A 13344-nucleotide genomic window follows, 5' to 3' on the forward strand; every position below is an offset into this window, starting at 1 on the left:
TGCGGGCGCAGTCCTCGCAGACGTCGGCGCACTCGGCGCAGGTATGCTTGTGGTGCTCCGTGCCGAGCAGCATGAAGTGCGCCGAAGTCCGGCAGATCTCGGCGCAGGCAAGCATCAGGCGCAGGTGCCCGGGCTCGACGTGCTTGCCGCCGGCGGGCAGGCAGTGGTTCGAGGCCATGCCGAGGCAGGTCTGGTAGCAGCGCAGGCACTCGTCGATGCAGGCCTGCATATCGTGGCTCATCTGATGCATGTCGTCGCTCGCATTGTTCGGGAGGATGCTAAGCCTTACTATCAAGGGAAGCCCCGAGGCCGACGAGGCCGGGGCGTCGCGAATGTCAACATACCCAACCGGGGTATTGTTCCGGGTCCCGGGGCCAGCGGTCGCCCGACCATCAGAGGTACACGGCAGCATGGCAGGTTCCGAAGAGGACCATGGAGGCGTCCCGGTCGACCATAGGCAGCAGATCCCGCGGCTCCGTCGAATCGAGGGGCAGGTGCGCGGCGTGCAGCAAATGATCGAGAACGGGCGCTACTGCATCGACGTCGCGCACCAGATCGACGCGGTGGTCGCTGCGCTCAGGCGCGTGCAGTCGGACATGGTGCGCGACCACATGCACGCGCTGGTGCAATCCTCGCTGGCCGGGAACCTCTCGGATACCGAGCGGCAGCGCCTGGCCGACGAGGTCGGCGGTCTCATCGCTCGCATCGTCTGACACCTCCGGCATTCCCGCCAGGCCCGCTCAAGGTCCCGCGCCTGGAAGTCCGGGCAAGAGGCGCGCCATGGCGCCGCCGTAGCTGCCGTCCGGCGCTGCATTCTGCCGGCTGGCCATCGCGGAGGTTGCCCGGCATGGGGCGTGACGATGGCGGCGGGGCAGCCTGCCCCGCCGCCCGGATTGTCGCACTTTGGCAACATCCAGCCGGATCCGGCCGGGAGCCGCGGATTAACTCGCGACTGGCTTTGACGAACGATTGTCGGCGCGTTTACCCATGAGGGGTATAACGGAGGTGCCGATGGCCGGTATGTCGCGACGAGCCCTTCTCACCGGCGCCGCCGGGGTCTTCGGCGCGGCGGCATCCCTGCCGCGGGGCGTCGGCCGGGCCCTCGCGCTCGAACAGCGCAACGGGGTGAGCTTCCTCAAGGGGCCTTACAACCTCGCCTTCTTCTACCGGCACAACCGCGCGTACCGCATCGGCGCCGGGATGCACTTCTTCCACTCGAAGCAGCACGACTTGCTGCAGTTGACGCGCTTCGAGGACCACGCCGCCGTCGACGCCCGCTTCGACAAGGAGGCCCAGGAGTGGCTGCGCGATCCGCCGGCGACCGAGCCGGAGATGCCGTACTACTCAAGCTACGTCGACCGGGCGATGCACACGCTGTTCCGGACGATCGACTGGACGCACATGCATCACGAGCAGACCTACGACGTGATGTCGTTCCGTGAGATCCCTTGGGCCGAGAAGAAGGTTTGGACGGACCGCACGGTCCGCTACTACCTTGAGATGCAGACGCCGGGCGTGCCCCGCAGCGTGGCGCCGCTCGAACTCACGATGCGGCGCGCGGGCATCATGATGAAGCCCTACCTGAACCACTTCCGGAACTTCTACCCGCTCGACCAGAGCCTGTTCTACGTCGCCCACTGGTGGCATCCGGCCGTCTACGAAGCCCAGATGATCTCGGGTAACCATGATCAGGAGGTCGCGATCAAGGCCGTCGAGGAGACCATGTACCGCGAGATCCTTAACGACCGCCCGCAGCGAATGGTGCTCTCGCGCGAGATCATGCCGCGCTACTCTCGAATGAGCCCGGAGAGCGCAAACATCTTCGACAACCTGCACATGCTGCACGGCATCGCCTACTCGATCCTGGCCTACAAGGGCTGGTCGGTCGAGGAGAAGCGGGCGGAGATGTACCGCGTCATCGAGGCCATGGGCTACCAGCCCGGCGACGAGGTTTACGCGCGCAAGTTCCGCGAGCCGCATCCGGGCTACGATCCGCGCACCTACCCGGCTTGGGTGCGCTCGCCCCAGGGCGCGATGGGCATGATCATGATGGACATGCTCATGGAGATGCTGCCGATGATGTATCCGGGCGGCCTCTCCAAGGACCGGAAGGCCGCCGTCATGCGGCAGATGATGATGAACGGCCGGCTCGGAATCGAGCCCGGCGAGGTTCCCGGCTCGCTCCACGACGCCTTGATGCAGGTCGCCCCCGGCATGCGGATGATGCCGGGCTCGACCGAGCCCGGGGAGACCCCGGCCATGATGGTCGAGCACATGGTCTCCGCCTGGAAGGCCAAGGCCGCCCGCATCCCGGACGTGGCCCCCATCGACATGGGCGTCGAGCCGAGCTTCGGCCCGGCCCGCGTCGCCGTGCGCTGAGGAGCCCCGCGCCATGCCGAAGATCGTTCGCGCCGCCCTCGCGGCCGCCCTCGTCGCCTCCGCCGGCCCGGCGCTCGCCGCGGATCACACCAACCTGGAGGAGGGGCTGCCCATCACCGTCGAGGACGCCTACCCGATCAAGGAGAACGGCCTCGAAGTACAGTCCTACTTCCAGTACAACCGCACCCGGAACGACCCGCGTGGCCTCAGCAGCCTGATGGCCGTGCCCCGCGTGGAGTGGGGGGCCTTCAAGAACTTCCAGTTATCTGTCGAGGCGCCTTACAGGGTTGGCACGGCGAGCGACACCGACCAGGGAGCGTTCCGGGCCCAAGGCTTCTACAACTTCAACCAGGAAGACCTCGTCCTGCCGGCCCTGGCGGTCGCGCTCGGCGTCAACACCCCCTACGGCCGCATGGCGGGCGGGACCGAGACCGAGCTCAAGTTCCTGGCGACCAAGAGCATCGGCACGCCGGACCCGGAGGGGCTTTCGCCCTACTCCTACGTGCCGCGCCGGATTCACTTCAACGCGTCATGGTTCCACAACTACGACCCAACCACAGGGCGCGAGGCGGAGCGGCGCGACCGCTACCGTGTCGGGGTGGGCTACAGCCAGCCGGTGTCGAACAACGTAGTGCTGGTCGCCGACATCTTCCGCGAGACCGACCGCGAAAGGGGGCGCGCGGTGAACCTGGCTGAGATCGGCGCCCGCTACATCGTCACGCCCCAGACAGTCTTGACCGGGGGTGTCGGGGTCGGCTTCGGCGGCGACCGCCGGCAGGACTTCCGCGTCACGGCCGGCCTGCAGCATTCGCTAAGCTTCCCGTACTCGTTCGACCCGCCCCGCTGAAAGGCCGGACGCGCAGCCTCCCGCGGCCCTCGGCTGGTTTACCGCGAGATCGGAGAGTTCGAATGGGCCCGGAACGCCATGCCTGGACATCCAGGAACGCCGGGCGAAGGCGCCGTGTGCGGCCGGGCGTCCTGGCGGCCGCGCGGAGGACGTTCCTGCGCATCCTGTTGGCCATCGCCGTCGCGGGGGCGTGCGGCGTCGTCGGCAGGCAGATCCTAACCTCCGCGGCCTCGACGGAGCCCTACGCGAGCGGCCAAGGCCCGCGCGAAACCCTGGGAACGCTGCGTTGACCGGCTTACGCCGGCGAAGGCGGTCGTCGGATTTGGGGCAATCCGCGCCGACGCGCGACGGGGCGGCGGCTGCACGGTCGCGGTGCGTCCATGTGCTGGTGCCGCCGGGTGCCACGGATGCGCGGCGTTCTTCGAGGGGCTCCTTGTCCGCGCGTGCGGCACAGGAGGCCGGCGAGGCGCGCGTGCGCGGCAAGAGGTCGAACACGTGGCCCCGGCGCCCGAGCGGTCGAGAAGCGGGTCCGGGACGAGTGCGGGCGCGCGCGACCGGACGAGCGGGTCGGCGTCTTGCGTTCGCCGTCACCACGGTGAGGGATCTACGCATGCACCTCTGCAGTGCGTCGTAGCTGGCCGGGAGGCGTCGCGGCTGGGCCGAGGGGTGGACCGGCTGCCGTTAAAACTTCGAGAGGCATCCAGGGTCCGACGAACCCGCTCCCGAGAACGCCCGCCGGCTCAGCCTGGCCGGAACGTGCTGGGGGGGCGGCCGGCCGCGACCGGTGAGGCCGCGAACAGGTCCGCCGGCGAGGTCTCGTCGAGCGCCGTGGTCGGCCGAGCCTCCATGGGCGCCTCCGACCGCCTCCGCTGTCTTGGTAACCGCGAAGCGCCGGCCGGGTATCCGACCCTGCGACGGCGGCGACGAACGTGACGGACGTTCGCCGAATCGAGCGTACCGCAACGAATCTTAAGCGGCCGTGTCGCCTACCGCCAAGCTAGCTGCGCGGCGTCCGCCGGATCATCCGCGGCGCGCAGGCCAGGGCGGTCCGCATCGTGACCTGCCCCGCCCGCAGCGGTCCCAGGGCTGCCCGGGCAATGCGGCCTTCGTCCCGGCCTTCCGGCGCAGGAAGGCGGCGGCCTCGGCCGCGGGCAGGGGTTTGCCGAACAGGTAGCCCTGCGCCTCGCCGCAGCCGGACAGCCGCACCGCGTGGAGCTGCCGCTCCGTCTCGACGCCCTCGGCCGTGACCGCAGCGCCGAGGGAGGCCCCTAGGCCGGCGATGGCCCCGACGATGGCTGCCGTGCCCGGATCGTCCACCGCCTCGACGAAGGAGCGGTCGATCTTGATCCGGTCGAGCGGGAACCTCCGCAGGTAACTCAGCGAAGAGTATCCTGTGCCGAAGTCGTCGAGCGCGAAGCGCACGCCGAGGCCTCGCAACTCGTGCAGGCAGGCCAGGACCGCGGGGTTGTCCCGCAGGAGCGCGGTCTCGGTGATCTCCAACTCCAGGCGACCGGCGTGCAGGCCGGTGGCGGCCAGCGTCGCGACGACGCCCTCGACCAGGCCGGGCCGCATCAGCTGGACGGCCGAGACGTTGACGGCCAGGCGCATGTCTCCCGGCCATCGCGCCGCCTCCTCGCAGGCGTTGCGGAGCACCCACTCGCCGACCGGCACGATGAGCCCCGTTTCCTCGGCCACCGGTATGAAGGCGTCCGGCGGGACGCGGCCTCGGGTCGGGTGCGTCCAGCGGATCAGCGCCTCGAACCCGGTGATCGCCAGCGAGCGCGCGTCGACCACGGGCTGGTAGTGCAGCTCGAACTGGTCCCGCGCGAGCGCCCCGCGCAGGTCGAGCTCCAGCCGCTGCCGGCCGCTCGCGGCCTGACCCATCGCAGGGTGATAGAACCGGTACCCGTCGCGGCCCGAGTCCTTGGCCGCGTAAAGCGCGAGGTCGGCGTTCTTGAACAGCGTGTCGCCGTCCCGGCCGTGCTCTGGCGCGAGCGCGATCCCGATGCTGGCCCCGACCGTGATCTCGTGTCCCTCGATGCGGAACGGCGCCTGAAGGGCCTCGACCAGGCGCGCGGCCACGGCGGCGCCCTGCCCCGGGTTGGCGACGGGAGCGGTCAGCACGGCGAACTCGTCCCCGCCGAGCCGCGCCAGGACGTCCCCCTCCCGTAGGCGGTCGCGCATCCGGGCAGCGACGGACCGTAGCAGCGCGTCGCCGGCCGGGTGGCCGAGCGTGTCGTTCACCGCCTTGAAGCGGTCGAGATCCAGGCAGAGCACGGCGCACGTCGCGTCGTGGTGGCCGACCTCTGCGAGCCGTCGGTCGAGGCACTCGCGGAAGCGGGTCCGGTTCGCGAGGCCGGTCAGCGCGTCGTGGTGCGCCATGTGGGCGATCTGGGCCTCGGCCCGCTTACGCGCGGTGATGTCCGTGTAGGTGCGCACCATCCCGCCGCCTTCGAGCGGCACCGTACGGACCTCAAGGACGGTCCCCTCCGGGCGCTCCCGCTCGTGGATCCGGCTGTCGGCCTCCCTCGCCTGCTCCCGTCCCGAAGGAGGCAGCGCCTCGGCCGGGTCCGCCGTCTCGCCGCGGGCGACCTGATGGCGCCGCACCGCCTCGAAACTCGGCTCGCCGCGCAGGAGCTCCCCCGGCAGGTCGAGAAGCTCAAGCGCGCGCCGGTTGTGCACGCGGACACGCCGTGCGGCGTCCACCATAAGGAGGCCCTGGTCCATGTGCTCCAAGGTTGCGCGGAGCAGCGCCGAGGTCGCGCGCAGGTCGTCCTCGACCCGGACGAGGTCGGTCACGTCCATGCAGGCGCCGAACAGCCCGACGACCTCGCCCGCGGCGTCCCGCTCGGCGACCGCGTGGGCCAGCACGACGCGGATCTCGCCGTCCGTACGAACGAAGCGCGGACGATGCTCGTAGGCCTCACCTCCCATGGCGGTCCGCTCAAGGCGGACGCGCACATCTTCTCGGTCCTCCGGATGGAACGTGTCGAGCACCGCTTGCTTCGTCGGCGCCCCGGCCCCGGGTGGACGGCCGAAGATGGGGTACATCCCGTCCGACCACGTGATGCGCTCGCTGGGGAACGCGATGCGCCAGTGGCCGATCTTGGCCCAACGCTCCGCCAGGCCGAGGTCGCGGTTTGCCCGGTGCAGTTCGTTCTCGCGCGCCTGCAGGGCGACCTTCGTCTCCTGCAGGCGAAGGTGCGAGACGGCGAGGGCGGCGAAGTCGCGGAGCCGGCGCCTCCGCGCATCATCCAGCGCCCGCGGCTGCGTGTCGATGAGGCAGAGGGTGCCGAGCCGCAGGCCGTGCTTCAGGCTGAGGGGCGCGCCGGCGTAGAACCGGATGCCGGGCGCGCCGGTGACGAGCGGGTTGCCCGCGAAGCGCGGGTCCAGGCCGGCATCCTCGACCACGAGGATGTCGTCTGACCGGATGGCGTGGTTGCAGAAGGCGGCATTCCGGGCTGTGCTGACCGCGAAGGTCCCGACGCCCGCCACGAACCACTGCCGTTCCGCGTCGACGAGGGAGACGGCCACGGTCGGCGTGCCGAGCATCTCGGCGGCGAGGCGGCAGATGGCGTCGAGATCGGGATCGGGCGGCGAACCGAGGATGCCGAGGCTGCGCAGGGCCGTCAGGCGTTCGGCCTCGTGATCGGCAGGCGGGATCATGCGCTCGTCCAGTGCCCGGCCGTTCGACCGGCCTTCATCGGGAGGGGCGGGCGGCTCGCTGCGCCGCCGTTCAAGCGAACGTATCGGCGTCAACCGTTAAGGCATACCTACGGGGGGTTCTGGGCAGGCATTCTGGCCCGGCCGCCTCGCTAGACTGGCCATGGACAGGGCGCCGGCGTCTTGTGGGCCGGGGCGGTGGGCTCGCGCGGCATGCCGCGCCCCCTGGCCGGCCTTCCCTTGAAACGGTCGCGACACGCGACTTGCGGGGGCCGCTGTCTGAGCCGCGCGGCCTCGGCCGGCTGACCCACGCATGGTCCAGCGGGGGCCTGGCCATGGCCGGTTTACACCAGGGCCGAGCTGCATCGGCGCCGGTTCCCGACGGCGCCATGGCCGTGTTCGGCGCAATGACCGCGAGCGAGCGCTGCCGCGGGGGAGGCTCCGCACCGGCACCTGGCCCTGGGCTCCAGCGGCGTCGCGTCGGAACGGGCGACCGCGTCCGGCCCGGTGTCCATCCGGGTGGCGCGCCGAGGCGCGGCCGAGATGGCTCTAGAGGGCGATACGCATCCGGTGAAAGGCTTGTTTAACCTTACCGCCATTCGCTAGCGGGCCATGGTCCGAAATGCTTGCCGTCCGACGCCGGGTGCCGTAGCTATGGCCATGGCCATGGATGCCCTGGCCTGCAGCTTCGCCCAGGGCTGCGCGGCTTCAGGCCAGGGGAGCACACCATGTTCAACGACCTTCGCTCCGCCGTCAGGCGCATCGAGGAGGAGATCGATAAGGTCGTCGAGGAGCAGAACAGGTTCCTGCGCTCGACCGCGTCGCGTCTGGCGGTCCTCTACCTTCAGAAGGAGCGCATGGAGGAGCTGTTGGCAAAGGCGGGGACGGAGCCTGTCCCGATGCCCTCGCCCGTGACGCCGACCTCGCCCCCTACTCCGGCGAAGCCCGTGCGGACGGGGGCGCCTTCCGTGGTCCTAGGTCGTGCGGCCACGGTGATCGTGGAGGCGCTGGAGCGGGCTGGAGAGGCCGGCCTGTCCGGGACCGAGCTGAACGATGCCGTCCGAGACGCCAAGATGAGCAAGGACGCTTCCGAGAAGGCGAAGACGCGTTTGAAGCGCCTGGGCCTGGTCCGCCACGATGAGCTTGCTCGCCGGTGGTACGCGCTGCCTCCGGCGTAAGTAGGCACCAGATGACGGCGGCCGGAGAAGTCGGGGCGGGCGGGTGCCTGAACCTTAACCAACCGGGAAAAGTCAGTCCAGGCAAGCTACACCGCAGGTGTAAAAACTTGCCGGAACATGGTACTATTCGACTTGGATGATGGAGGCGTGCATGGCGGCCAGTCACCTCAAGCGGGCGTTGACCTCTCGCCCGCATGCTCCGGCGGCTGACCGGCCGGTCGGGCGGGCACGGGCTCGTGGCCCGCCCTTGGGTCGGGCTGACCCGGGACCTCAAGTCTCGGACGAGCAAAAAGAAACGCGCGGCCCATGGGCCGCGCGCTTTACCCTGAACTCGCCTCTCAGTGTCGCAGCTGCCGCGAGTGTCAGGCATCCCGCGCCCAAAGGCTCGGGATTGGCCAGCCAAGGCCAACGGGTTTCTCCGAGAGGCTGCCAGGCCGCTCGGATCGACGGGCGTACACTAGCCGCACATGCGCGCCTGCGCAAGCGTCTCGTTGCGTTCGTCCTGGATCCCGTTGGCGACCATCGCCGAGGACCCGCCCCCGAGGGGCGCGGGCCCGGTCCCTTCGCCTGCGAGAGGACAAGACCCATGGACGACCTGGATTTCGGTGGCCTCACCGACGACGACCCCGTCTCCGCTGCCTTCCTCGACCCCGACTTCGACCGGTGGGACGGCGACATCGCGCGCGCCCTGGGCCGCCGGGCCGCCGACATCGACGGGCGGGGCCCCTCCGACGGGGACGATGCCGACCGCTGAGCGTCCGCACCGCGGTTCGCTCCCCTCCCCCGGCCCAGGCCGGGGGAGTCCCCTGTCCAGCGACGGGCCGCCCCGCGGCCGTCATGCCGGAGTTCCGTGATGAAGACCCGTGACCAGGAAACGAACGCCTCCCCTCCCGCCCTCGATGATCCCGCCCGGGCAGCATCGTGCCGCCAGGTGCCGCCGGACGCGCACGACCGGTACAGGCCCGTCAACGTCCCCTCCCCGCGTGCGCTGGCGTGCGTAGGCATCAGCCAGGCAGCCCTCGCCGTTCGCGTCGCGGACCTCGGCCTCGACGTCGTCCACATGACGCTGGGCCGCGACGAGGGCACGGGCCTAGTCGTCGCCGCCGCCCTCGACGCGGAGCGGCGCAGACCGGTCGATGTCCTCAGGCTGTTCGGTGACGGCTCGGGCACGGCGGGCGGGCTCGGTGCGGCCTGGCCGTGCCTGGGCGTGCCGGAAGTCATCGTGGTGGACCACGCCGTCGGGTACCATGACACGGGCTTCCACGAGGCCGCGTGGCGGATGGGGATCCAGGTCCTGCACCGGCCCGCACGTGCACTTCCGGGACACGCGCACCTCAACGCCCTGTTGGGCCGGTCCGGGGCCTGTCGGGACGGTCAAGGGCGAAGCGCCGTGACCATGGCGGCGCTCGTCGGCGCGGTGCATGCCTGGATCTCCGCGTGCTACGCGTCCCCGCGCAGCCGTGACGTGGATCCGATGCGGACCGTCCCGCCCGCCGGCCCGCCGGCAGCGTCGCGGGCTCATGCCTGGGCGTTGCGGGGCAAGGCCGGCCGGAACATGGTCGGCCGGATGGCGGCAAGCCGCCGCTAGGCCTGGCAGGGCCATGGGCCCGCCGTCGCCCGCCGGGCCCTGACGTCCGACCCGGAGGGCGAGGCGCGCCCAATCCAGGGGCCGATGTCCCTGCTTCGCGGCCCCAGCGGACACCGGGCCGCGGCATTCCCTCGCCGAGTGGCGGGGTCCGTCGGAAGCCAAGCCGCTCGCCGGGCGCAACCGGCAAGCGCCTTGAGAAGGCGTCAAGGCGGGGGGCCAGGGTCGCGCGATGGTGGGCACGAGCGTCGCCGCCCCCGCGCCGCGGCAGCGATGCACCGATCGAACCCGGCACGACCGCGGCCCCGCCGGGCTCACCCTCGCCCTCCGGCCGGTCGGATGGTGCGGAGCGCCCGGCGCACCCCTCCTCGTCGAGACGCACGTGCCCGCCTCGGGCACCCGGCGGCCCGGGCCACGGTTCCTGACCCGGCGCCATCGGCGAACCATGCCCCCCGACCTCCGCGGCCGCCACCTCCTCGGATTGGAGGGCCTCGTGGGCGCCGAGCCAGCCGCCGATGCGCTGGTCGACTCGGTCGGGAAGCCGCCAGGGCACCGAATTGGACATGGGAGGAGCAGAACTCGCCCGGGAAGTCGAAGGGGGAAGCAGCCACTCGCCGCCGGTCTCGTGGTCGAGACGCCCGAGGAAGGTGGGCTCTCCGCTCGCGGGATCGCGCGGTACCAAGCTCCACCGCATGTGCATGGCGTTAAGGACGAGGGACTCGATCAGGGCCCCGCAGGTGCCGAGCGACAAGCTGGCAACGCGCCAGGTGCCGCAGCATGCTCGACCGTGAGCGCGCCCTTCCCCGCGAGCAGATCCCCGATCCCGGTCAGGGGTTCCGAGCGGTTGTGAAACACGCGGAAGGTCCAGACCCCGCTCAACTCCCCGTCCGCGTCACCGCCCTCCCCGGAGTTAGGCGAGACCAGCGCTCGGCCTGAGAGCCACGCAATCCTGTGACCGCGCGGGCCAGGCCTTGCTTGGCACACGGATGTCCCCGCTTGCGGCCGAGGATCGGGGGCGGGTCGCAGCTTGTCCCTTTCACGACCGCCCGGACGATCAACGCGTGCTCCCGGGCGGAGCAGCACTCTGCCGATTCGGGCCCGCGCCACTCGCGAGCGGCGGTCCCGGCGGGCCCCGCGAGGGTGCCTGATCCGCGGCGGGGCGGCTCCGTCCCAACTCTCCGGTGCCCGCATGCCCACTTCCGGCCAAGTTCCGTGTGCCTTCAACGCGTCCGACGCTTCTACCGCCGGCATCCCGCCCGTCTCGGAGGAGGAAATCCGTCGGGCGATGCGGGCCGTCTTCGCGGTTTGCGCGCCCGAATCGAGCATGATCCTGAACGTGTTGCTGGACAACCTTCTCACTGCCAGCCAAGCGGGAGGCATCCTGCGGTCCAAGCTGCACGGCCTGGACGTCGGCTTGCGCAAGCACCTCAGGCAGACGTGGCTCGACGGGGTCGTCATGCCGCTCGCCAGGTCGCGCAACCCACTCCATCGCGCCGCCTTCTCCGCCTTGCCGCAACTGCGGGACCCGCGGGACGTCTCCGGCCTCCTCGCGGCTGTCGGACAGATCGCGGGCGAGGTCCCGGAGCACACCACGGCGCGGGATCACCTCGACGGTGCCGTCCGCTTCCTTGAGGCGCTCCCGATCCTGATGCGCGCGGTCGAGGCCCTCGAAGCCCGGACCTTCGCCCAGGGGGCGGGCCGCTCGCGAGCGGTCGGGTACGATTCGGGGGCACGCGACGACACGCTTGCCCGTCAGGTGCGGTCGGTCGCGCATGAGTTCCGCAAGGCGGCGCGGAAGGCGCTCGCGCCCCTCGTGGTGCGCCTCGCGGACGCCATCTTCGAGGCGGAGCTAGGAGCGGTCCGAAGCGCGTCGTTCGCCCGGGCCGCGCCGGTTCTGCGGTCGCCCCCGGTCGGGGGACCGAGGAAGCGGGGCTTGGAGGGGCCGCCCTGGCGTCGTCGCCTGCTCGAAGGGCTGCAGGGCGATATCTGGGGCGGCTTGGGGGAGGCGCTGGAAACCGTGCTGCGGCGCCATCCCGGGCTGGAGGTCATGGAGGTCGCCGTCGAACGCAGCGGCGACCTGTCCGGGCGGGCTCGGGCTATCCTGGCGCGACACGGGATCCGGTTTGCGGTCGCCACCTGCTTCGACCTTCAGCTCGGCTCGATGCAGCACAGGGCAGAGGATCTCGTCGGGCCCGGCCACCGGGCCGACCGGCCCGCCTGGGCCGAGGTGGACGCGTGTCTAGACGCCCATGTGCCGCCGGAACTCGACACCTCCTCCTTCCGCCTGATGCGCCGCATCCTGGAACGGGACGGCGGCGACGGCTTCGTGCTCGATGCCTACGCGGAGGACCAGCTCGTGATCGCTTGCCGCGCCGGTGGCCAGCTTCCGGCGGATTTCGCGGACTGGCTCGTCCGGGCCGCCGACGCCGAGGGCGTGACCCTGCGGTTCGCCGCCGACGACGGTGGACCACCGGTCTCCGAACTGGCGCGCGTCGGCTTCGCGTGGGCGGAGGGAAAGGAGCGGTTCTTCATGACGCGGTCGGCCGCGCCCGATCCAGGAACAGGCCCCTTGCCCTGAACGGCGTTCTGCCGGGCGCGGGTTGAAGGGAGGGCCGGCCGATGTCGCGGGCGCCGGCCCCACATAGCGCGAGCGGCGCAAGCCCCGGGCCGACGTCGCCGGTCCGGGTTCGATGATGAACCGGGGCGCCTTCGGGGCGCGCCGGCACCGGTCGGCAGCCGCCCTGCCGGCTCGGCACGTGGCGACGGAAGCCTCGGGCCGCACAGTATCGTAGGAGGGATCGAGCGGGCACTCTCCGGTTCCCCCTGTCCTCTTGAAGCGACGCGAGGCGGCACGGCGGCGCCATGTTCCTCGGGCCGCACCTACCATGGCCGGGCGCGTGCCGGGATCGGACGCGGATGGAACGGCCGCGGGCATGCTCCACGGCCGCTCGCGTTGCCGGTGGCGAGGCCTCGGGATGTCGCCCGGCCGCGCGGGCATTGGAAACGGCCAAGGTTCCCGCGACCGACGGTCCGGCAGCCGGTGAAAGCACGCAGCGCCTTATGGACACCAAGCTCGAACTCATGTTGTTGTCGAGCTTAGATGACAGGGGGAGCCGACATGGTGATCGTCAGGATGCCGGGTGGCGACGTCGAGTATATCGCTCCGGACGAGCTCCTGTGGATGCGTCAGGCTTTTGACCACGAGTTCAAGGATGCGGTGATGCTCCGCATCACGGGTGACCGGATCTACTCCGTGGAAACGGTGGCTTCCCTGGCCGCGAAGTTCGCCGCAGCCGGGGCTGCCATGGCTCGGCTGACCCCTCCCGAGGGCGCCATCGAGATGATGGTCAGCGCGGAACGGGTCCGCGAGGTGGAGCCGCCGAGCCCCGCCATCCACCACGAGGGCGCCGGATCGGTCCTCAAGTTCGGTCCCAAGCTGATGCTCGCTGTGCGTGAGAGCGAGGCCGAAGCGGAGGCCGTCCTGGCCGAGGCGCTCAAGGGTCGGCCGCCGGCACCTGCGGCATTGGCCGCGGCGGCCCTGGGAGGCGCCATCGTCGGTGCTGCGGTCGCCGTAGCCGTGACGGCGCCGGGTGCGGAAGGCCCGGATCGCGAGCCACAGGAGCGCCCGGAACCGGCGTGAGGGCCGCGGCGGCGCGCCGGGCCCGCTCGTGCCCCCTCGCCCGGCCCGCCAG

Annotated in this window: 10 protein-coding genes; 8 read left to right on the top strand and 2 right to left on the bottom strand. The window is 71.1% G+C overall.

From position 1 onward, the window contains the following. On the bottom strand, window positions 1-250 hold a 250-nt coding region (locus tag AX737_RS37015), incomplete at its 3' end, for a four-helix bundle copper-binding protein (protein WP_066920384.1). A gap of 160 nt (window positions 251-410) precedes the next feature. Here AX737_RS37015 and AX737_RS37010 point away from each other — a divergent pair. From AX737_RS37010 to AX737_RS37000, 3 genes are all read left to right on the top strand, one after another. Continuing rightward, window positions 411-713 carry a metal-sensitive transcriptional regulator gene (locus AX737_RS37010; protein ID WP_066920382.1) on the top strand — a complete coding sequence of 101 codons (303 nt, stop codon included), beginning with the start codon at window positions 411-413 and terminating at the stop codon, window positions 711-713. A 298-nt stretch (window positions 714-1011) separates the two neighbouring features. Next, window positions 1012-2379: a hypothetical protein gene (locus tag AX737_RS37005; RefSeq protein WP_066920380.1), complete on the top strand. Its 1368-nt coding sequence runs from the start codon at window positions 1012-1014 to the stop codon at window positions 2377-2379. 13 nt (window positions 2380-2392) lie between these two features. Then, on the top strand, window positions 2393-3226 hold the full coding sequence (locus AX737_RS37000) for a hypothetical protein (protein ID WP_066920378.1): 834 nt from the start codon (window positions 2393-2395) through the stop codon (window positions 3224-3226). A 1020-nt stretch (window positions 3227-4246) separates the two neighbouring features. Here the strand turns inward: AX737_RS37000 and AX737_RS36995 are convergent. Beyond that, entirely contained in the window at window positions 4247-6892 is a 2646-nt protein-coding gene (locus AX737_RS36995; RefSeq protein ID WP_066920374.1) for an EAL domain-containing protein, read from the bottom strand. Window positions 6893-7617: 725 nt separating this feature from the next. Between AX737_RS36995 and AX737_RS36990 the strand changes: the two genes are divergently transcribed. The 5 genes from AX737_RS36990 to AX737_RS36970 all read left to right on the top strand — a co-directional run bounded on the left by AX737_RS36990 (window position 7618) and on the right by AX737_RS36970 (window position 13292). Then, window positions 7618-8067, top strand: coding sequence for a hypothetical protein (locus tag AX737_RS36990; protein ID WP_066920372.1), 450 nt, complete (start codon window positions 7618-7620; stop codon window positions 8065-8067). Window positions 8068-8653: 586 nt separating this feature from the next. Then, a complete protein-coding gene (locus tag AX737_RS36985) occupies window positions 8654-8821 on the top strand; it encodes a hypothetical protein (protein ID WP_156453582.1) in 168 nt (55 codons plus the stop codon). A gap of 99 nt (window positions 8822-8920) precedes the next feature. Further along, the gene (locus AX737_RS36980) at window positions 8921-9655 is read left to right on the top strand and encodes a hypothetical protein (RefSeq protein ID WP_156453581.1); all 735 of its coding nucleotides are present in this window, start codon (window positions 8921-8923) and stop codon (window positions 9653-9655) included. A gap of 1282 nt (window positions 9656-10937) precedes the next feature. Next, a complete protein-coding gene (locus tag AX737_RS36975) occupies window positions 10938-12230 on the top strand; it encodes a hypothetical protein (RefSeq protein WP_066920369.1) in 1293 nt (430 codons plus the stop codon). A gap of 540 nt (window positions 12231-12770) precedes the next feature. Beyond that, entirely contained in the window at window positions 12771-13292 is a 522-nt protein-coding gene (locus tag AX737_RS36970) for a hypothetical protein (protein ID WP_066920367.1), read from the top strand. Window positions 13293-13344: the final 52 nt, after the last annotated feature.

This window comes from Methylobacterium sp. CCH5-D2, from assembly GCF_001556475.1.
GTDB lineage: Bacteria > Pseudomonadota > Alphaproteobacteria > Rhizobiales > Beijerinckiaceae > Methylobacterium > Methylobacterium hispanicum.

Excerpts from the sequence above, each read along its gene's own strand:
- AX737_RS37010 (WP_066920382.1), top strand. The coding sequence starts at position 411 with ATGGCAGGTTCCGAAGAGGACCATGGAGGCGTCCCGGTCGACCATAGG.
- AX737_RS37005 (WP_066920380.1), top strand. The coding sequence starts at position 1,012 with ATGGCCGGTATGTCGCGACGAGCCCTTCTCACCGGCGCCGCCGGGGTC.
- AX737_RS36970 (WP_066920367.1), top strand. The coding sequence starts at position 12,771 with ATGGTGATCGTCAGGATGCCGGGTGGCGACGTCGAGTATATCGCTCCG.
- AX737_RS36985 (WP_156453582.1), top strand. The coding sequence starts at position 8,654 with ATGGACGACCTGGATTTCGGTGGCCTCACCGACGACGACCCCGTCTCC.
- AX737_RS37000 (WP_066920378.1), top strand. The coding sequence starts at position 2,393 with ATGCCGAAGATCGTTCGCGCCGCCCTCGCGGCCGCCCTCGTCGCCTCC.
- AX737_RS36975 (WP_066920369.1), top strand. The coding sequence starts at position 10,938 with ATGCGGGCCGTCTTCGCGGTTTGCGCGCCCGAATCGAGCATGATCCTG.
- AX737_RS36995 (WP_066920374.1), bottom strand. The coding sequence starts at position 6,892 with ATGATCCCGCCTGCCGATCACGAGGCCGAACGCCTGACGGCCCTGCGC.
- AX737_RS36990 (WP_066920372.1), top strand. The coding sequence starts at position 7,618 with ATGTTCAACGACCTTCGCTCCGCCGTCAGGCGCATCGAGGAGGAGATC.
- AX737_RS36980 (WP_156453581.1), top strand. The coding sequence starts at position 8,921 with ATGAAGACCCGTGACCAGGAAACGAACGCCTCCCCTCCCGCCCTCGAT.